At 61.7% G+C, this 17,719-nt stretch carries 18 protein-coding genes; 11 read left to right on the top strand and 7 right to left on the bottom strand.

Annotation, left to right across the window (positions count from 1 at the left end; translation table 11 throughout):
- On the top strand, nucleotides 1-373 hold a 373-nt coding region (locus ACLBW8_RS15290; protein WP_447805728.1), incomplete at its 5' end, for a ribonucleotide-diphosphate reductase subunit beta.
- Between the two features lie 116 nt (nucleotides 374-489).
- Here ACLBW8_RS15290 and mdeB read toward each other — a convergent pair.
- The gene (gene mdeB, locus ACLBW8_RS15285; protein WP_447805727.1) at nucleotides 490-3,168 is read right to left on the bottom strand and encodes an alpha-ketoglutarate dehydrogenase; all 2,679 of its coding nucleotides are present in this window, start codon (nucleotides 3,166-3,168) and stop codon (nucleotides 490-492) included.
- A 190-nt stretch (nucleotides 3,169-3,358) separates the two neighbouring features.
- On the opposite strand from mdeB, the gene ACLBW8_RS15280 reads away from it, so the two are divergent.
- From ACLBW8_RS15280 to ACLBW8_RS15270, 3 genes are all read left to right on the top strand, one after another.
- The gene (locus tag ACLBW8_RS15280) at nucleotides 3,359-4,279 is read left to right on the top strand and encodes a class I SAM-dependent methyltransferase (protein WP_447805730.1); all 921 of its coding nucleotides are present in this window, start codon (nucleotides 3,359-3,361) and stop codon (nucleotides 4,277-4,279) included.
- 149 nt (nucleotides 4,280-4,428) lie between these two features.
- Nucleotides 4,429-5,145, top strand: a complete 717-nt coding sequence (pcsA, locus tag ACLBW8_RS15275; RefSeq protein WP_053256299.1) for a phosphatidylcholine synthase — start codon at nucleotides 4,429-4,431, stop codon at nucleotides 5,143-5,145.
- A gap of 130 nt (nucleotides 5,146-5,275) precedes the next feature.
- The gene (locus tag ACLBW8_RS15270; protein ID WP_053256300.1) at nucleotides 5,276-6,055 is read left to right on the top strand and encodes a TSUP family transporter; all 780 of its coding nucleotides are present in this window, start codon (nucleotides 5,276-5,278) and stop codon (nucleotides 6,053-6,055) included.
- Here the strand turns inward: ACLBW8_RS15270 and nudC are convergent.
- The gene (gene nudC, locus ACLBW8_RS15265) at nucleotides 6,023-6,856 is read right to left on the bottom strand and encodes an NAD(+) diphosphatase (protein WP_064452210.1); all 834 of its coding nucleotides are present in this window, start codon (nucleotides 6,854-6,856) and stop codon (nucleotides 6,023-6,025) included. The genes ACLBW8_RS15270 and nudC overlap by 33 nt on opposite strands.
- A 5-nt stretch (nucleotides 6,857-6,861) precedes the next feature.
- Nucleotides 6,862-7,674 carry a crotonase/enoyl-CoA hydratase family protein gene (locus ACLBW8_RS15260; RefSeq protein ID WP_447805726.1) on the bottom strand — a complete coding sequence of 271 codons (813 nt, stop codon included), beginning with the start codon at nucleotides 7,672-7,674 and terminating at the stop codon, nucleotides 6,862-6,864.
- 192 nt (nucleotides 7,675-7,866) lie between these two features.
- On the opposite strand from ACLBW8_RS15260, the gene ACLBW8_RS15255 reads away from it, so the two are divergent.
- Both ACLBW8_RS15255 and ACLBW8_RS15250 read left to right on the top strand, forming a co-directional pair.
- On the top strand, nucleotides 7,867-9,114 hold the full coding sequence (locus tag ACLBW8_RS15255) for a chloride channel protein (RefSeq protein WP_432751544.1): 1,248 nt from the start codon (nucleotides 7,867-7,869) through the stop codon (nucleotides 9,112-9,114).
- 95 nt (nucleotides 9,115-9,209) lie between these two features.
- On the top strand, nucleotides 9,210-9,764 hold the full coding sequence (locus ACLBW8_RS15250; RefSeq protein WP_262667798.1) for a UPF0149 family protein: 555 nt from the start codon (nucleotides 9,210-9,212) through the stop codon (nucleotides 9,762-9,764).
- 6 nt (nucleotides 9,765-9,770) lie between these two features.
- Here ACLBW8_RS15250 and ACLBW8_RS15245 read toward each other — a convergent pair whose 3' ends face one another.
- Nucleotides 9,771-10,400 carry a lytic polysaccharide monooxygenase auxiliary activity family 9 protein gene (locus ACLBW8_RS15245; protein WP_221294616.1) on the bottom strand — a complete coding sequence of 210 codons (630 nt, stop codon included), beginning with the start codon at nucleotides 10,398-10,400 and terminating at the stop codon, nucleotides 9,771-9,773.
- A gap of 331 nt (nucleotides 10,401-10,731) precedes the next feature.
- Between ACLBW8_RS15245 and ACLBW8_RS15240 the strand changes: the two genes are divergently transcribed.
- The 3 genes from ACLBW8_RS15240 (at nucleotide 10,732) to ACLBW8_RS15230 (ending at nucleotide 13,321) form a co-directional block, all read left to right on the top strand.
- Complete coding sequence (locus ACLBW8_RS15240; RefSeq protein WP_447805725.1) at nucleotides 10,732-11,532, top strand: isocitrate lyase/PEP mutase family protein; 801 nt, start codon at nucleotides 10,732-10,734, stop codon at nucleotides 11,530-11,532.
- A 111-nt stretch (nucleotides 11,533-11,643) separates the two neighbouring features.
- Nucleotides 11,644-12,900 (top strand): 3-phosphoshikimate 1-carboxyvinyltransferase, encoded by a 1,257-nt coding sequence (locus ACLBW8_RS15235; protein ID WP_447805724.1) that lies wholly within the window; start codon nucleotides 11,644-11,646, stop codon nucleotides 12,898-12,900.
- Between the two features lie 31 nt (nucleotides 12,901-12,931).
- On the top strand, nucleotides 12,932-13,321 hold the full coding sequence (locus tag ACLBW8_RS15230) for a hypothetical protein (protein ID WP_447805723.1): 390 nt from the start codon (nucleotides 12,932-12,934) through the stop codon (nucleotides 13,319-13,321).
- On the opposite strand, the gene ACLBW8_RS15225 is transcribed toward ACLBW8_RS15230, so the two are convergent.
- Complete coding sequence (locus ACLBW8_RS15225) at nucleotides 13,322-13,921, bottom strand: NAD(P)H-dependent oxidoreductase (RefSeq protein WP_447805722.1); 600 nt, start codon at nucleotides 13,919-13,921, stop codon at nucleotides 13,322-13,324.
- Nucleotides 13,922-14,004: 83 nt separating this feature from the next.
- Here ACLBW8_RS15225 and ACLBW8_RS15220 point away from each other — a divergent pair, with 83 nt between their 5' ends.
- Entirely contained in the window at nucleotides 14,005-14,607 is a 603-nt protein-coding gene (locus tag ACLBW8_RS15220; protein ID WP_447805721.1) for a TetR/AcrR family transcriptional regulator, read from the top strand.
- A 134-nt stretch (nucleotides 14,608-14,741) separates the two neighbouring features.
- Here ACLBW8_RS15220 and ACLBW8_RS15215 read toward each other — a convergent pair whose 3' ends face one another.
- Together ACLBW8_RS15215 and ACLBW8_RS15210 are read right to left on the bottom strand one after the other, a co-directional pair.
- On the bottom strand, nucleotides 14,742-15,413 hold the full coding sequence (locus tag ACLBW8_RS15215) for a GNAT family N-acetyltransferase (protein ID WP_447805720.1): 672 nt from the start codon (nucleotides 15,411-15,413) through the stop codon (nucleotides 14,742-14,744).
- A gap of 56 nt (nucleotides 15,414-15,469) precedes the next feature.
- Entirely contained in the window at nucleotides 15,470-16,354 is an 885-nt protein-coding gene (locus tag ACLBW8_RS15210) for a LysR family transcriptional regulator (RefSeq protein WP_064452199.1), read from the bottom strand.
- Between the two features lie 113 nt (nucleotides 16,355-16,467).
- Between ACLBW8_RS15210 and ACLBW8_RS15205 the strand changes: the two genes are divergently transcribed.
- Nucleotides 16,468-17,682, top strand: coding sequence for an MFS transporter (locus tag ACLBW8_RS15205; protein WP_447805719.1), 1,215 nt, complete (start codon nucleotides 16,468-16,470; stop codon nucleotides 17,680-17,682).
- Nucleotides 17,683-17,719: the final 37 nt, after the last annotated feature.

Here is a 17,719-nt window from a genome sequence, read left to right as displayed (position 1 = left end):
CGACGAGTCGATGCACCTGAACTTCGGTATCGACGTGATCAACCAGATCAAAATCGAAAACCCACACTTGTGGGATGCCGAGATGAAGGAAGAAGCGACTCAGATGGTCCTGCAGGGGACGCAGCTGGAGATTGAATATGCGCGCGATACCATGCCGCGCGGCGTGTTGGGCATGAATGCGGCGATGATGGAGGATTACCTCAAGTTCATCGCGAATCGTCGTTTGTCGCAGATTGGCTTGAAGGAAGAGTATCCGGGGACGACTAACCCGTTCCCGTGGATGAGCGAGATCATGGACTTGAAGAAAGAGAAGAATTTCTTCGAAACCCGCGTGATCGAGTATCAAACTGGCGGCGCTTTAAGCTGGGACTGATTGATGCTGATGTGAGAGCGGGCTTGCTCGTGAATGGGGTGTATCAGTCACTGTAGATGGCGACTGACACACTGCTTTCGCGAGCAAGCCCGCTTCCACATTTGGATTATCGCCATTCAGCAAACCCAGGACGCATCCCGCTCCGTCTGCAAGCCATACCGTTCAATCGCTTCCTGGCACACCCGCGCCTCCACACTGCCCTGTTCCACCAACGCCGTCAGTGCCGCCAGCACTATGTGGTGCCGATCGACCTCAAAGAAATCACGCAACGCCGCCCGTGTATCACTGCGACCGAACCCATCGGTGCCGAGCACGGTGTAGCTGGCATCCAGGTACGAAGCGATCATCTGCGGCACCGCGCGTACATAGTCGGATACCGCAATCACCGGTGCGCCTTGGGGCAAGCAGTCCTGCACATGGCTGCAACGCTTGGTAGCCTGCGGGTGCAGGCGATTCCACCGCTCGACGTCCCGCGCTTCCCGCGCCAGTTCGCTGAAACTGGTGACGCTGAACACCTCGCTCGCCACTTGCCAATCCTCGGCCAGCAACTGCGCGGCGGCCTGGGCCTCACGCACCAGGGTGCCGGAGCCGAGCAGGCGCACCTTAGCGTCGACGGCGCCCTCCAGCCTATACATGCCCTTGATAATCGCCGCCTCTACACCCTCGGGCAGGCTTGGTTGCGGGTAGTTTTCGTTCATCAGGGTCACGTAGTAGAACTCGTCCACATCGTGCTCGAGCATCTGGCGCATGCCGTGGTCAAGAATCACCGCGAACTCACCGGCAAACGCCGGATCGTAGGCCCGGCAGTTGGGCACGGTGGCGGCAGTGAGGTGGCTGCTGCCGTCCTGGTGCTGCAGCCCTTCGCCGCCCAAGGTGGTGCGCCCGGCGGTGGCGCCGAGCAGGAAGCCACGGGCACGTTGATCGGCGGCAGCCCAGATCAGATCACCGACGCGCTGGAAACCGAACATCGAGTAGTAGATGTAGAACGGCAACATGCGCAGGCTATGCACCGAATAGCTGGTCGCCGCTGCCACCCAGGAACTGATGGCGCTGGCTTCGCTGATGCCCTCTTCAAGAATCTGCCCGTCGGTGGCTTCGCGGTAGCTGAGGATCGAGCCAATGTCTTCTGGCTCGTAACACTGGCCGACACTGGAATAGATGCCAATCTGCTTGAACAGGTTGGCCATGCCAAAGGTGCGCGCCTCATCGGCGACAATGGGCACGATACGCGGGCCCAGGGCCTTGTCCTTGAGCAGGTTGGTGAGCATGCGCACGAAAGCCATGGTGGTGGACATTTCCTTGCCCGCCGCCGCCGTGGCGAAACCGGCGTAACCCGCCATTGGTGGTACGCTTACCGGTGCTGCGAGCTGGCGGCGGCTGGGCACATAACCGCCCAGGGCATGGCGACGTTGACGCAGGTAGCGCAGTTCAGGGCTGTCATCCGACGGTTTAAAGAAACTCAGCGATTCGGTCTGCGTATCCGACAGCGGCAGTTGGAAGCGATTGCGAAAGGCAAGCAGCGCCTCGCGATCCAGTTTCTTCTGCTGGTGAGTGGTCATCTTGCCCTGCCCGGCCTCGCCCATGCCGAAGCCCTTTTTGGTCTGGGCCAGGATTACCGTCGGCTGGCCTTTGACGCGGCGCGCGGCGTGGTAGGCGGCGTGGATCTTGACCATATCGTGGCCACCGCGTTTCAGGCGGTCGATCTGTTCGTCGCTCATGCCCTCGACCAGTTTGGCCAGAGACGCACTTTGGCCGAAAAAATGTTCGCGGTTATAGGCGCCATCCTTGGCAGCGAAGGTCTGGAATTGCCCGTCGACGGTGTGCGACAGGGTATTCACCAGTGAGCCGTCGCTGTCCTTGGCGAGCAAGGCATCCCAGTCGGAACCCCACACCAGTTTGATCACGTTCCAGCCGGCACCGGCAAATAACGCCTCCAGCTCGTCGATGATTCGACCATTGCCGCGCACCGGGCCGTCGAGGCGTTGCAGGTTGCAGTTGACCACCCAGGTTAGGTTGTCCAGGCCTTCGCGGGCGGCCAGGGTCAGGGCCGACATGCTTTCCGGTTCATCCATTTCGCCGTCGCCGAATACGCCCCACACGTGGCGGTCGGTAGTGTCCAGCAAGCCGCGATGCTGCAGGTAGCGCATGAATCGCGCCTGGAAAATCGAACTGATCGGGCCAATACCCATGGAACCGGTGGGGAACTGCCAGAAGTCGGGCATCAACCACGGGTGGGGATAGCTGGAGAGCCCGCGTGCGCCGGCTTTTGGCGCTCCGATCTCTTGGCGATAGTGGGCCAGGTCGTTTTCGCTCAAGCGTCCTTCGAGAAAGGCACGCGCATAAATGCCGGGTGCAGAATGCGGCTGGTAGAACACCAGATCGCCGCCGAACCCGTCGTTGCGGGCGCGGAAGAAGTGGTTGAAGCCCACTTCGAACAAATCCGCCGCACTGGCGTAACTGGCGATATGACCACCGAGTTCGCCATAGGCCTGGTTAGCCCGTACCACCATGGCCAGGGCGTTCCAGCGCACCAGCGAGGCCACGCGTTCTTCGGTGGCGAGGTCGCCGGGAAAGGCCGGCTGCTGCTCAACGCTGATGCTGTTGATATACGGCGTACCGTGGCGCGGTTTCCAGTCGATAGCCGGGGCGCTGCCTTCACGTGCCAGCAGGTCGAGAATCTGCCGCGCCCGCGCAGGCCCGGCATTGGCCACCAGCGACGCCAGAGCGTCACGCCATTCGTCCTGCTCTACTTGATCCACAGCGGTGTGACTGACTGCACGCGCGAAACCGTTCATGGGCACCTCCGGGCTTTTTTCCAGTTTATGTCGGTGCCAGAGGTTTTTTTGACTGTTATACCCCGTGCGCTTGAGCATTTTGAGCATGAATCACTGCCCATCCGCTTTTTCCCAGCACGATGTGCTCCAGCCCCCCTGAAACCCGTAACTGTGTTTAAAATGCCGCCCGCTCAAAGACCGACGCTGAATGATGAACCCAGACGCACTCGCTACCTTGCACGCCCATTTGCTCACCGCCCTGGCCAGCGCGCCGGCTGAAACCCGGCGTTTGTTCCATGGCCGTGGCCGCTGCTGGCCGGGGCTGGAACAACTGACGGTGGACTGGCTGCAAGGCGTGGTGCTGGTTGCCCTGTTCAAAGAGACGGAGCAACTGGATGCCTTGAAGCAGCAACTGGTGCAGATTGACTGGGCTCGCTTCGGTGTTCATACGGTCGCCCTGCAACACCGCTATCTGCCGCAGAGCACCACCGAATGGCTGGTGGGCGAAGCGATGGATGAGCTGACCATCACCGAAGGTGGCCTGCGTTACCTGATCGACCTGGGTAAAAAACAGAACAGCGGGCTGTTTCTTGACATGCGCTACGGCCGCAACTGGGTCCGCGAGCAGGCCAAGGGCCAGCGCGTGCTTAACCTGTTCGCCTATACCTGTGGGTTTTCGGTGGCCGCCATCGAAGGTGGCGCGGACCATGTGGTGAACCTGGACATGGCCCGTGGCGCCCTGAGCCGTGGGCGCGACAATCATCGCCTGAATGGTCACGACCTGAGCAAGGTCACCTTTCTGGGCCACGACTTGTTCAAGTCCTGGGCCAAAGTCACCAACAGTGGCCCCTACGACCTGGTGATCATCGACCCGCCCTCTTTCCAGAAAGGCAGCTTCCTGCTGACCAAGGACTACCAGCGCGTACTGCGCCGCCTGCAGGATTTGCTCACGGAGCAAGGCACGGTATTGGCCTGCATGAACGACCCGGCCTTCGGCGAAGACTTCCTGATTGACGGTGTAACCCGCGAAGCACCGGGCCTGCGCTTTGTCGAGCGGCTGGAGAACCCACCGGAATTTCCGGATATCGACCCTCAAAGCGGTCTGAAGGCGCTGGTGTTCCGTCAGGGCTGATGCCGAAACGTCCTACGCTTGCTACGCTAAGTGATATACCGGGAGGGTGAACCTTATCCCCCCCTTCCCGGTCGATACCTGCATCCCCTGGCCAGACTCGACGGCGTTACGTCGTCGGCTGCCCCGTTTGACCTTTTGGAGAACCGCCCGTGATATCGACCCTGCATGTAGCCAGACTCAAAGCCTGGGGCGCCCACGGCTTTACCGCCACCGGTGTGGTATTGGCCTTCCTGGCCACCCTGGCACTGCTGGAAAACTCACCCAAGGCTTGCCTGCTGTGGCTAGGCCTCGCGTTGGTGGTCGATGGTGTCGACGGCTCGCTGGCGCGCCGAGTGAATGTGAGTACGGTATTACCGAGCTTTGATGGCTCGGTGCTGGACCTGGTGATTGATTACCTGACCTACGTGTTTATTCCGGCACTGTTTATCTACCGCTATATCGACCTGCCGGACTTTACGCACCTGTTCACGGTTTCGGTGATTCTGGTGTCGTCGTTGTTCTGCTTCTGCAACGTGAATATGAAGAGCAAGGACAACTACTTTGTCGGCTTCCCCGCCGCGTGGAACGTGGTTGCCTTGTGCGTCTACATCATCCAGCCGCAAGCCTGGGTCACGTTGCTGACCGTGATCGGCCTGGCGCTGTTGACGGTGACCCCCATGAAGTTCCTGCACCCGTTCCGGGTCAAGCGGTTCATGCCGATCAATATCGCAGTCACCACGATCTGGTTGCTGTGCAGCTTTTTGATGGTGGTGGATTATCCGAATACCAACCCGTGGACGTTCGGGCTGTGGTCGCTGATGTCAGCTTACTTCCTCGGGATTTGTGTGTGGCGCACCGCGCTGGAGTGGTTAGGCACACACCGTTAATAGAGTGGGCAGGATTCAAAAGGTGGGAGCAAGCCCGCTCCCACATTTGGTTCTGCCTTCATCAGACAGGTAAGATACTGGCCTTCGGTACAGCCCCTTCGCTGCGCCCTGCCAATAATAAGCCCTGCCCATGCCCTTCGAACTCAGCGTTGACCTGACCACCCTCGCCATTCTCGCCGTCGTTGCCTTTATCGCCGGTTTCATCGACGCCATCGCCGGCGGCGGTGGCCTGCTCACCACGCCGGCCCTGCTGACCGCCGGCATGCCGCCACACCTGGTACTGGGCACCAACAAACTGAGTTCGACGTTCGGCTCCGCCACCGCGAGCTTCACCTTCTACCGGCGCAAACTGTTTCACCCGCGCCAATGGGTACATGCCATCGTCGGCACCCTGATCGGGGCCCTGGCCGGTGCGGTGGTCGCCCACTACCTGCCCGCCGAAACCCTGAACAAAATGCTCCCGGTCATCGTGTTCGGTTGCGGTGTGTACCTGCTGTTCGGCGGCACGCCCAAGGCGCCGCTGGATGCCGATGCGCCCATCAAGAAGAAATGGCAGTCCACCCAAGGCTTCGGCCTGGGCTTCTACGATGGCGTGGCCGGGCCCGGCACCGGCGCGTTCTGGACGGTGAGTACGATGCTGCTGCACCCGATCGACCTGGTCAAAGCCAGCGGCGTGGCGCGCAGCATGAACTTCGTCAGCAATGCGGCGGCGCTGTCGGTGTTCATCTTCAACGGTTCGGTGGACTGGATCGTCGGCCTGGCGATGGGCTTCTCGGTGATGGGTGGCGCGTTCTTTGGCGCACGCAGCGCGATCAGCGGCGGCGCCAAATTCATTCGCCCGGTGTTTATCACCGTGGTGCTCGGCCTGACCGTGCGCCTAGCCTGGCAGCACTGGTTCAGCGTGGCCTAAGCGCCGGGCCAGGTAGAGGTCGATCAGGTAGCGCGCAATCGAGCGTGACGCCGGCAACGGCGGCAGGTCGTGGATGTTGAACCACTGCGCATCTTCGATCTCGTCGGCCTGGGGCACGATGTCGCCGCCGGCGTACTCGGCATGGAACCCCAGCATCATCGAGTGTGGGAACGGCCAGCATTGGCTGCCCATGTACTGGATATTCTTGACTTCGACCTGCACTTCTTCGCGTACTTCGCGAATCAGGCAGTCTTCAGCGGATTCACCCGGCTCGGCAAACCCGGCCAGGGTGCTGTAGACACCGCTGACAAAGCGTGGCGAGCGTGCCAACAGGATCTCGTCGCCCCGCGTCACCAGCACGATCATGCTCGGCGAAATCCTCGGGTAGCTGCGCAGGTCGCACGCCTGGCAATACATCGCCCGCTCCCGTGGCACCTGGACCATCGCCTGGCCGCAACTGCCGCAAAACCGATGTTCCCGCGCCCATGTGCCGATCTGCGCGGCGTAACCCAACACTTTGTACAGCGTGTGGTCGCCTTGCAGCATGAAGCCGCGCAAACCCTGCCAACTGCAACCCGGCACGTCACTGGCCGAGTTGAGTTCAAGCAAGTACACCGGCTCGCCATCGAGGTGGCCGATGCCATGTTCGGCGAACACCGAGAGGTCCTGGCGCTTGAGCCATTCCCGGGGAAACAGCGGGCCGTTGGTGTCATGCAAAAAGCCTTCGCGGCTGCGGGCGACGGCCCAGCCGCCGGGGGCGTCGTTGTCGAGCAGCGTTGTGGTAATCCAGCCTGGGGTCATGTCGGTCAATCCACGAATTCGGGTTTCTGCTTGCTCATATGGGCCGCGATGGCCACACGCAGGTCGTTGGATTGCAACATAGCCGAGTTCCAGGTGGCAACGTATTCCAAACCATCATTGACCGTGTGGTCGCGCATGTAGCTGATCATGGCCTTGGTGCCGGCCACGGCAATCGGCGACTTGGCGGCGATTTGCTGGGCAATTTCCATGACGCCAGCCAACAGGCTTTCATAGTCCGAATACACGCGATTGACCAGGCCAATGCTGCGCGCTTCCTCAGCGCCAAATTGGCGGCCGGTGTAGGCCAGCTCACGCAACATGCCGTCGCCGACAATGCGCGGCAGGCGTTGCAAGGTGCCGACGTCGGCGGCCATGCCGATGTCGATTTCCTTGATGGAAAATTGCGCATCCTCGGCGGCGTAGCGCATGTCGCAGGCGCTGATCAGGTCGATAGCGCCGCCAATGCAGTAGCCGTGGATCGCCGCCAGTACGGGTTTACGGCAGTTGTCGACGGCGTTGAAGGACGCTTGCAGTTCCAGGATCTTGCGGCGCAGCAGGCGTGCATTGCGGCCTACGTCCTTGCCGAACTCATTGGCCACCGAGGCAAGCATCATCAAGTCGATGCCCGAGGAAAAATGCTTGCCGGCGCCGCTGAGCACCACGGCGCGGACGGCGTCGGTGTCTTCGATCCATTGGAAGATGTCGATGATTTCGGTCCAGAACGCCGCGTTCATCGCATTGATCTTTTCCGGGCGGTTGATCTGCACATGGGCAACGTTGCCGGTGAGTTCGACGACGAAGGCTTGGTATTCGGACATGGCAGTGATCCCTGACTGGCGAGTGATAAGGCCCGAACTATAACAAGGGAGCGCGACGGCGCATCAGCCAAAAACGGGACTGGCAAACGTAATGAAAGGATGTGGGCGCCAGGTTCATGCAGCGCCGATACATTTCATCCCGAAAGCGCGACTTATCGGCTATACAATCAGGGCCCTTGCCTGGAGCCGTGTATGCCGTCCACGTTTCGTTCATCGTTGATTCTGGCCCTGGTGGTCGTGCTGACCGGGATTGGCGCGGGTCTGGGCGGCATGCTCCTGGCGTTGCTGCTGCATGGCATCCAGCATTTGGCCTACGGTTACAGCCTCGACAGCCTGGTCAGCCATGAAACCTTTTTATGGGGCGTGACCGCTGCGCCGCCGGAGCGCCGCGTGTGGGTGCTGGTGGTGTGCGGTGTGGTGGCGGGGTTGGGCTGGTGGACGATTTATCGCTACGGTCGCCCGCTGGTCAGTATCAAGCAGGCGGTATCGCCCAGCATGCCGAGCATGCCGCCCAAGACCACCCTCGCCCACAGCGTGCTGCAGATCATCACCGTGGCCCTTGGCTCGCCACTGGGGCGTGAAGTGGCGCCGCGTGAAGTCGGCGCATTGGCGGCGACGTGGTTGTCGCAACGTGCGCGGCTTGAACCCGACATGCACCGCTTGATCGTGGCGTGCGGTGCGGGCGCCGGGCTGGCGGCCGTCTATAACGTGCCGTTGGGCGGCGCGGTGTTTGTGCTGGAAGTGCTGGTGGGGGCATTCAGTTGGCCGGCGGCCGTGATTGCCCTGACGACTTCGGCGCTGGGTGCGGCAGTGGCGTGGATCGGTCTGGGCGCGCAATCGCAATATGAGGTGCCGCACTTTGCGTTGAGCCCGGCATTGATCGCCTGGGCGGTGGTCTGCGGGCCAGTGTTTGGCGTGGCCGCCTATGGCTTTACCCGCCTTACCGGCGCCGCCAGGGCCAATGCCGCGCGCGGCTGGCGTTTGCCGGTGTTGTCGGTGATCAACTTCACGATTATCGGTGGGCTGGCGATGCTGCTGCCGCAAATTCTCGGCAATGGCAAAGGCCCGGCGCAATTGGGCTTCGACAATGAACTGAGCATCGGCCTGGCCGCCATTCTGCTGCTGGTCAAGGTGCTGATCACCGCCAGCAGCCTGCGCGCCGGGGCCGAGGGCGGTCTGCTGACGCCGGGCCTGGCCAACGGCGCATTGCTGGCGACCATCCTCGGCGGCGCCTGGAGCCTGCTGTGGCCCGGCGTGCCGCTGGGGGCGTTTGCGATCATCGGCGCGGCGGCGTTCCTCGCGGCCAGCATGAGCATGCCGCTGACCGCGATTGTGCTGGTGGCGGAATTTACCCGCATCGACCATGACTTTCTGGTGCCGATCATTCTCGCAGTGGTGGGCGCAACGTGCGTGAGCAAGTTGTGCCAACGTCGCAGCTAAAACCCGGCAAAAACGCTGGAAAAAAGCCGGCCCAGGCGCCATCCTTCGCGCTTTAAGCCGCCCATCAGCGGCGTTCGACGCTCAAAGGAAATGCCATGCACGCCCAACCTCTCGCCCCTGCCGATTTCGAATTCATCGAAGAAACCTTGCTCAAGTACGGCGACGATCATTCGGTGCTGAACCTGGCCGAACTCGACGGCTATTTCACCGCGCTGGTGTCCAGCCCGGCACAAGTGGAAGTCGGTGAGTGGTTCCCGGCGATCTGGGGTGGGCAGAACCCGGCTTGGGAGAGTGCCGAAGAGGCCCAGCGTTTCCTGGAGCTGTGCGTGCGCCATATGAATACCCTGGCGGCGCAACTGGCAACCGATGCGCAAAACTTCAAGGCGCGCTTCGATGACACCGAACATCAGGGCCAGGCCGTAACGCTCGCTGAAGAATGGTGCTTTGGCTATATCCGTGGTGCCGCGATTGGCAACTGGCCGGAACTGCCGGCCGAACAGGCTACGCAGCTGGAGAAAATTTCCTGGTGCGCCGAGCAGGATAACTTCGAGTTGCCGGCGGACCTGGATGTAAACGCCCATCAACAGCAGGTCAGCGAAATCGAACCGGCCGTGCGGGCGTTACATGATTACTGGTTGAGCAAGCGTTAATCGGACTTACTTGAAGTCCAGGTCAAACGCCTGATAAAACGCGTTGCCGGTGTTGGCCACGATCCACATCAACACCACTACGTGCCGGCCCTTCTTGCCTTTGGGCAGGGTGACCTGGTGTTCGACCTTGGCTTTCATTTCGTCGGCGTGCTGGTAGTAAGGCACTTGGGTGTAGAAGTCTTCAAAGAACGGCTTGGCCTCCAGTTGAGCGCGGCTGATGCGCTGCTTGGGGTCCCAGCCATCCTTGGTGATCAACCAACGATAGCCACGGGTGACGTGGGCGGCGGTGTATTCCCACTGCACCTTGAACACCTGGCCGGCCTCGACATTCAGCAACGGCCAGTTAAACGGGGTATTGAGCTTTTTGCTCATTTCCTCGTCGGTGAAGTTGATGCAGTCACGGTCGTCGGTTTTACCGCCGCTCAGGATATACCCATCGGCAGGTGGCGTTACGCTGGGGTCATCGGTTTCATAGGGTGCTGGGAAAGGCCCGGCGGTGAGTGCCGGGAAGTTCTTGCCACCTTCCATCTCGTTGACTTGCCAGTTGCCCAGCAGCCCGCGTTCCACTGCCACGGAACCACGGCTGGCCGGCGTCACGACACGACCATGTCTGAGTTGAGTCTCGGGTTTGTTCATTTCATTCACTCCTTGATTGAATATGCCCCGTCATGGGGCACGCTTCGAACTTACCTCGCTGCGTTTTATTGTCCAGCAGGCACTTCTATCGGAAACTTCATACATCGCCTCAGTTTCGCGGAGTAAAGGCCTTTGTCCTGCATCAATTTTGGCACTTGTCCTACCCGGTAACGAGCGGTACGGCTACACGCTGCGTTAGGGATAAGACACCAAGTCGACACCGATGTAGGAAATGTCGACCTGGATTAGGTTATTCGTTGCGGCCGTCCTCCAATTCTTGGTATCAAAAGCGCCTTCAATAAAAAACGCCCGCTCAAAGGACTGATTGACCATGCCCGCACACGCCGACGCCTTCCACGCCCTTCATCACGACACCTTGCTGATCCTGCCCAATGTCGCCGACGCCGGCGGTGCGCGCCTGGTGGCGCAACTGGGCAGTAAGGCCGTTGCCACCAGCAGCGCAGCCGTGGCGTGGGCGCATGGTTACAAGGATGGCAACCAGTTGCCGCAGCCGCTGCTGGTCAGCACTGTGCACTCCATCGTGCGGGTTATCGATGTCCCCCTGAGTGTCGATATCGAAGGCGGTTATTCGGACGACCCGCAGCAGGTCGGCCAACTCGTGGAAGCGCTGATCGAGGCCGGCGCTGTGGGCATCAACCTGGAAGACGGTGCCGGTTCGCCTGAACTATTGGCGCGCAAGATCGAAGTGGCGCGCCAGATCGCCGATCGCTGCGGGGTGAAGCTGTTTATCAATGCACGCTGCGATGTGTACCTCAAGGGCTTGGCTCCCGAGGCTCAACGCCTGGAAGAGCTTGTGCGCCGCGCAAGCATTTATCAGCAGGCAGGTGCAGACGGCTTGTTCGCGGCCGGCATCCACCTTGAACACGAAATCCGGCAGCTGTGCCAGGCCACGCCCTTGCCCGTCAATGTACTGGCCTGGGCCAACCTTCCCACTCCCGAAACCCTGCAAGCGCTGGGTGTGCGGCGCTTGACGGCGGGTTCCAGCATCGCCGAGTTCCTCTATGGGGCCATGCACCAACTCGCGGGTGGTTTCCTGCGCACCGGCACCTTGCACACCCAAGACCTCAAGGCCTTCACCTACGGTGCAGTGAATGGGCTGATGGCGCCGTAATACGCGCCGTACAACGATCCCTGCTCGACAAGCGTGGCGTGTTTGGCTGATTATTCGGTCCGTCCGTCGCGCCACTGCGCACCACCTTGCCTTGATCAGGAGCCTTGTACCTTGAGTTCGCAGAAAACCGTGACCGTTACACCGCCTAATTTCCCCCTGAACGGCAAGGTCGCGCCGCCCGGCTCCAAATCCATTACCAACCGTGCCCTGTTGCTGGCAGCCCTGGCCAAGGGCACCAGCCGCCTGAGCGGTGCCTTGAAGAGTGATGACACCCGTCACATGTCGGTGGCCCTGCGCCAGATGGGCGTGACCATCGACGAGCCGGACGACACCACCTTCGTGGTCACCGGCGCAGGCAAACTGCAATTGCCAACGCAACCGCTGTTCCTTGGCAATGCCGGCACCGCGATGCGTTTTCTCACCGCTGCCGTGGCGACGGTCGAAGGCACGGTGGTGCTGGACGGCGACGACTACATGCAAAAACGCCCGATCGGCCCGCTGCTGGCGACCCTTGGCCAGAACGGCATCCGCGTCGATAGCCCGACCGGCTGCCCGCCCGTGACCGTGCATGGCGTGGGCAAGATCAAGGCCAAGCGTTTTGAAATCGATGGCGGTTTGTCCAGCCAGTACGTATCGGCTCTGCTGATGCTCGCCGCATGCGGCGAAGCGCCCATTGAAGTGGCGTTGACCGGCAAAGACATTGGCGCCCGTGGCTATGTGGACCTGACCCTGGACTGCATGCGCGCGTTCGGCGCTCAAGTGGACGTGGTTGACGACACCACCTGGCGCGTCGCCCCGACCGGCTACACCGCCCATGATTACCTGATCGAACCCGACGCCTCCGCCGCCACCTACTTGTGGGCCGCTGAAGTGTTGACCGGCGGCCACATCGACATTGGCGTCGCCGCGCAAGACTTCACCCAGCCGGACGCCAAGGCACAAGCCGTGATCGCCCAGTTCCCGCACATGCAGGCCACCGTCGTCGGCTCGCAAATGCAGGACGCGATCCCGACCCTCGCGGTGCTTGCCGCGTTCAACAACACCCCGGTGCGTTTTACCGAACTGGCCAACCTGCGCGTGAAGGAATGTGATCGCGTACAGGCGCTGCACGACGGCCTCAACGAAATCCGCCCGGGTTTGGCGACCATCGAAGGTGACGACCTGCTCGTCGCCAGTGATCCTGCGTTGGCCGGCACCTCGTGCACTGCGCTGATCGACACCCACGCCGACCACCGCATCGCCATGTGCTTTGCCCTGGCGGGCCTCAAGGTGTCGGGGGTGCGTATTCAAGACCCGGACTGCGTCGCCAAGACCTACCCGGACTACTGGAAGGCCCTGGGCAGTCTTGGGGTTGCGCTGAGCTACTGATCCAACGCGTCGGCATGGGGAGGGAGTGATCATGACAATTCGCCAACCCTGCCCACCCGGCGTGTGTGTCTGCGATCGCGAACAACTGCTGCAAGCCCACGACGCCGACCTGCGCGTCCTCAACCTGACACGTCAGGAAGAGAAGAAGCTGATCGAACGCCTTGAAGACCTCAAAAGCCTGCAAGACCTGGAGCACATGCAACAGCGGATGTACGAGCTATTGGGTATCCGCGTGCATGTCGCGCCGGGGCATACCGAGGTCAAGAGCATGCGCGGGATTCTGATCACCCTCGATGAGCTGCCCGGTATGTGCCGTAAAACCCGGCAAGCCATTCCGGCGGCGATTCGCAGAGGCATGGAAAAACGCCCGGAAATTGCCTACCGCCTGCTGGACGCCCACGATTTGTTTCGCGAAGGCTGACTACCCGGCGACCGTCTCGTTTGCAAACAGGCCCTGCCCTAGCGCTTTCGCCGTCTGCAAATGCGCCTGCGCCGTGCCGCTTTCCGACTCCAGCAGCAACTTCGACGTCACCACCTGCGCACCGCAGTAATCAAAAATCCCGTAGTCAATCTGCGTGCGCATCGCCTTGGCATAACCATGTCGTTCAAACGCGCTTGCGTCCGCCGCGCCAACCGCCAGCAGATGCACCTGCAAATGCCGCAGTTTTTTCACCACCGGGCTGTCCGGGCCGTAATCAATCGCCCAGCCGTTGACGAACACACGGTCGACCCAGCCTTTGAGCAGGGCCGGCAGCGACCACCAATAGATCGGGAACGCCAGCACCAGTGCATCCGCGCGGTCGATGCGGGCCTGTTCGGCAAGCACGTCAGCCGGCGGTTCGGCGCGCGTGCGGTGTACCAGGTGGTCGGCGGCGGTGTAGCGCGGGTCGAAGCCTTCGGCGGCGAGGTCGGCGATCTCGTACGTATGGCCGGCAGCGGTCAGGCCCGCCGCGACTTGCACGGCAAGGCTGTGGGTTAGGGATTTGGGGTCGTGATGGGCAACGACGAGCAGTGCGTGCATGACATTGACTCCCTTTCAGTTTAGTCTGGGCTTAAGCTACTTTTAGTAAGTTACGACTCTTAAGTTACTTTTGGTATATAAGCATGTCAAGCGATGAATCCCCTGCCCCTCGTCGACGCCTTTCACGTGAAGATCGCCTTCGCCAATTGCTGGACGTGGCTTGGCAACTGGTCAGCGATGAAGGCACCGAAGCCTTGACCCTTGGCCGCCTGGCGGAACTGGCGGGCGTGACTAAACCGGTGGTCTATGACCATTTCGTCACCCGCGCCGGGTTGCTGGCTGCGCTTTACGAGGACTTCGACGGGCGCCAGAACCAGGTGCTGGCCGATGCCCTGGACGCCAGCGACGCAACATTGGAGGATCGAGCGTGGGTGATCGCCTCGTCCTATGTCGATTGCGTGTTATTGCAAGGGCGGGAAATCCCGGGCGTGATTGCCGCCCTGAGCAGCTCGCCGGAGCTGGAAAGCCTCAAGCGCAAATATGAGGCAATCTTCCTCGATAAATGCCGGGATGCCCTGGCGCCGTTTGCACCCGGCGCCAATGTTTCCCAGGCTGCCATGCGCGCCATGCTCGGCGCGGCGGAGGCCTTGTCCCATGCGGCGGCCAGTGGTGAGATCAGCCGCGAAGAAGCGCAGCAGGAGTTGCTGGCGACGATTCTGGCGATGGTCAAACGGGCGCGGGGTTGAATCACGCTTCACCCCGATGTCGACAGCTACAGGGTGATTACCCGCGATGACGGCAGCCCGCCGGTAACGGGCGCCTGACCAAGCCATGAGATTTGACGCGGCAATAGAAAACCTCCCTTGGGAGGTTTTTTTATTCAGGCCTGACGCTCACTTACAAACCGCTCAACCTTGCGTGTCAGCTGATCAAGGTGGCGATCGCGCTGTTTCTCCGCGTCGACCATCGCGCGCTTGCCGTATTTTTGCAGCAGGTAGGTATGAATCTGCCGGACCTCCAATGAGGTATAGATCGAGGCCACGTCCAGCACGCCCATCAAGCCATCGGTGCCGTAATCGCGTGTGTTCATCAATACCTGGGTGCCCCGCGCGCCGCGAACCTGAAAGCCCATGGCTTCAAAAGCCGACACTTTTTCCACCGCACACGCCAGTTCCGCATGGGGATAGCACGCGAGCACCTCGTGCATCATCGCGCGCGCCACGCCCTGGCGCCGACGCACGGCTTGCACGGCCATAAAGGCAATACCGCAGGCCTGCGGATCATCCTTCACGGGCAGATACAGGCAAAAGCCAATCACCTGTTCCTCATCCATCGCCACCACCAGTTCGACGGCAATGCCTTTGGAACCCTCCAGCGCCTGCAGGTAAAGGTGCACCTCAAAGCCGGTGGCGTACTGATAAATGTTGTAGAGCAAATTACTCGGTGCCAGCGCGACGCTGCTGATGTCGGTGAGGTTGTCCACCACCATCTGCAGGATCTGGCTGTTGACCGACTCGGGGCACGGCGCGGTATAGCGGGTAAGGCTGAACATGCAAATTCCTGGGGTTTCGCGTCAAGGCAGCCGCGATTGTACCTGTTGCGGCCGGTTCAGTGCCCGCACACCTCACGCAAACAGCCACGCAACCAGCGATGGGCCAGGTCGGCATCCAGGCGTGGATGCCAGAGCATGGACAGGGTGAAGGTCGGTATTGCGACCGGCAGTGGGAAGCTATACAGACCCGCGCGCTGATTGGCGGTGTAGCGCTCGGGCACGCTGGCGATCAGATCAGTGTCGCGAGCAAGCGCGATGGCCGTGGCAAAACCGGCGACGATGGTACTGATGTGACGCGTGAGGCCTTGGGCTTCGAGCGCGTCATCGACCTCGCCACGGTCCAACCCGCGCCGTGACACGTAGACATGCTGGCCCTCGGCAAAACGCTCGGCGCTGACATCCCCCTGGCTCAGAGGATGGCCGCTGCGCACCACGCCGACCAGGCGATCGCGAAACAACGCCTGGGTCAGCACCTCCGGGCCGGCACTGGCGTCGACCACGCCGATCGCCAGGTCCACGCTGGCGTCACGCAGCAAGGCATTGTCCTTGTCCGTCTTGTTGACGAAGCGCAGCCGCACGCCGGGCGCGTCTTGGGCGATGCGCGCCAGCAATGCCGGGCCAAGATTTTCGACAAACTCTTCGCTGGAGCGCAGCGTGAAAGTGCGTATCACCTGGCTCATGTCCAGGGATTGCGCGGGCCGCAGCACGGCTTGGGCGTCTTGTACCAAACGGCCGACGTGCTCGCGCAGCGCCAGCGCGCGCGGTGTCGGCACGAGGCCACGCCCGGCACGCACCAACAAGGGGTCGCCGGTGGTTTCACGCAGCCGTGCCAGCGCACGGCTCATGGCCGACGGGCTCAGACGCAGGCGTTTGGCGGCGCGCGCCACGCTGCCTTCGCTGAGCAAGACATCCAGGGTAATCAGCAAATTCAGATCCGGCATTGGCGCTCCTTATCAGGCGTTAGCTGCATGTATTAGCTGCAACCCATGCGTCTTCCGCCATGTTAGGCGACGCCGTAGATTTGTGACAGCGGCGTTCACTCAAGGAATTTCCCATGCACACCTCTTCTCGCGGCGGTCTCGTCTGCCTGTCCCTGTCTATGTTGCTGGCCTCTCTGGGGACCAGCATCGCCAACGTCGGCTTACCCGCGCTGGCGCAAGCCTTCAATGCTTCCTTCCACGCGGTGCAGTGGGTGGTGCTGGCTTATCTGTTGGCGATCACAGCGGTCATTGTCAGCGCCGGCCGCCTGGGGGATCGCCTGGGCCGGCGCCGGTTATTGCTCACCGGCTTACTGCTGTTCGCCGCAGCGTGCGCGCTGTGCGGTGTCGCGCCGTCATTGCCATGGCTGATGGGTGCACGCGTCCTGCAAGGCCTGGGGGCGGCGGTCATGATGGCGATGACGCTGGCAATGGTCGGCGAAACGGTCACCCGGGAACGTACCGGCCGCGTGATGGGCTTGCTCGGCACGATGTCGGCCGTCGGCACCGCCATGGGGCCCAGCGTCGGCGGAATATTGCTCAGCCTGTGGGGCTGGCGCGCGTTGTTTCTGCTGGGTGTGCCGCTGGGCGTGTTGGCCGGCGCCCTCGCCTTGCGTTATTTGCCGGTTGATCGGCAGGCCCACGCCTCCACCTCGGGCGATGCATTCTGGTTGCCATTGAGAGACCCGGCGTTGCGCGCAGGGTTGGCAATGAGTGCTCTGGTGTCGGCGGTGATCATGACCACCTTCGTGGTCGGGCCGTTCTATCTGTCCCGTGGCCTGGGGCTTGATTCGGCCTGGATGGGCCTGGCGATGGCCGTCGGCCCGTGTGTCTCGGCGCTCAACGGCCTACCGGCGGGCCTCCTCACCGACCGCCTGGGCAGCCAGCGCATGACTCTCGCGGGGTTGGGCATCATGGGGCTTGGCGCGCTCTCGCTGGCGTTGGCTTCGGGCTTGATCGCCTACCTGGGCTCGCTGATCCTGCTGACCATGGGCTACAGCCTGTTCCAGGCCGCGAACACTACCGCGGTGATGAGCGATGTCGAGCCATCACGCCGCGGCACGGTCTCCGGCCTGCTGAACCTGTCACGCAACCTCGGCCTGATTTTCGGTGCCTGGGCCCTGGGCGCAGTCTTTGCCTGGGCCAGCCCCGACGTGACCCGTGCGACGGCGCAAACCGTGGCTAATGGCCTGCACGTAACCTTTGGCGTGTCGCTGGCATTGATCGTCACCGCGAGCACCTTTGCCTGGCGCCGCACCAGCGCCGAGAACTGCCCGCAGAACACCCGTTGAGGCAAAAAAACAAAAAAGGCGTTGCGCCTGACCGGGT

The sequence above is a fragment of the Pseudomonas sp. M5A4_2d genome (assembly GCF_053345295.1).
The sequence above is the reverse complement of the archived record's forward strand: the minus strand, read 5'-3'. Positions and strand labels throughout refer to the sequence as shown.

Coding starts and splice junctions, on each gene's coding strand:
- mdeB (WP_447805727.1), bottom strand. CDS start 3,168: ATGAACGGTTTCGCGCGTGCAGTCAGTCACACCGCTGTGGATCAAGTA.
- ACLBW8_RS15280 (WP_447805730.1), top strand. CDS start 3,359: ATGAACCCAGACGCACTCGCTACCTTGCACGCCCATTTGCTCACCGCC.
- ACLBW8_RS15270 (WP_053256300.1), top strand. CDS start 5,276: ATGCCCTTCGAACTCAGCGTTGACCTGACCACCCTCGCCATTCTCGCC.
- nudC (WP_064452210.1), bottom strand. CDS start 6,856: ATGACCCCAGGCTGGATTACCACAACGCTGCTCGACAACGACGCCCCC.
- ACLBW8_RS15260 (WP_447805726.1), bottom strand. CDS start 7,674: ATGTCCGAATACCAAGCCTTCGTCGTCGAACTCACCGGCAACGTTGCC.
- ACLBW8_RS15255 (WP_432751544.1), top strand. CDS start 7,867: ATGCCGTCCACGTTTCGTTCATCGTTGATTCTGGCCCTGGTGGTCGTG.
- ACLBW8_RS15250 (WP_262667798.1), top strand. CDS start 9,210: ATGCACGCCCAACCTCTCGCCCCTGCCGATTTCGAATTCATCGAAGAA.
- ACLBW8_RS15245 (WP_221294616.1), bottom strand. CDS start 10,400: ATGAACAAACCCGAGACTCAACTCAGACATGGTCGTGTCGTGACGCCG.
- ACLBW8_RS15240 (WP_447805725.1), top strand. CDS start 10,732: ATGCCCGCACACGCCGACGCCTTCCACGCCCTTCATCACGACACCTTG.
- ACLBW8_RS15230 (WP_447805723.1), top strand. CDS start 12,932: ATGACAATTCGCCAACCCTGCCCACCCGGCGTGTGTGTCTGCGATCGC.
- ACLBW8_RS15225 (WP_447805722.1), bottom strand. CDS start 13,921: ATGCACGCACTGCTCGTCGTTGCCCATCACGACCCCAAATCCCTAACC.
- ACLBW8_RS15220 (WP_447805721.1), top strand. CDS start 14,005: ATGTCAAGCGATGAATCCCCTGCCCCTCGTCGACGCCTTTCACGTGAA.
- ACLBW8_RS15215 (WP_447805720.1), bottom strand. CDS start 15,413: ATGTTCAGCCTTACCCGCTATACCGCGCCGTGCCCCGAGTCGGTCAAC.
- ACLBW8_RS15210 (WP_064452199.1), bottom strand. CDS start 16,354: ATGCCGGATCTGAATTTGCTGATTACCCTGGATGTCTTGCTCAGCGAA.
- ACLBW8_RS15205 (WP_447805719.1), top strand. CDS start 16,468: ATGCACACCTCTTCTCGCGGCGGTCTCGTCTGCCTGTCCCTGTCTATG.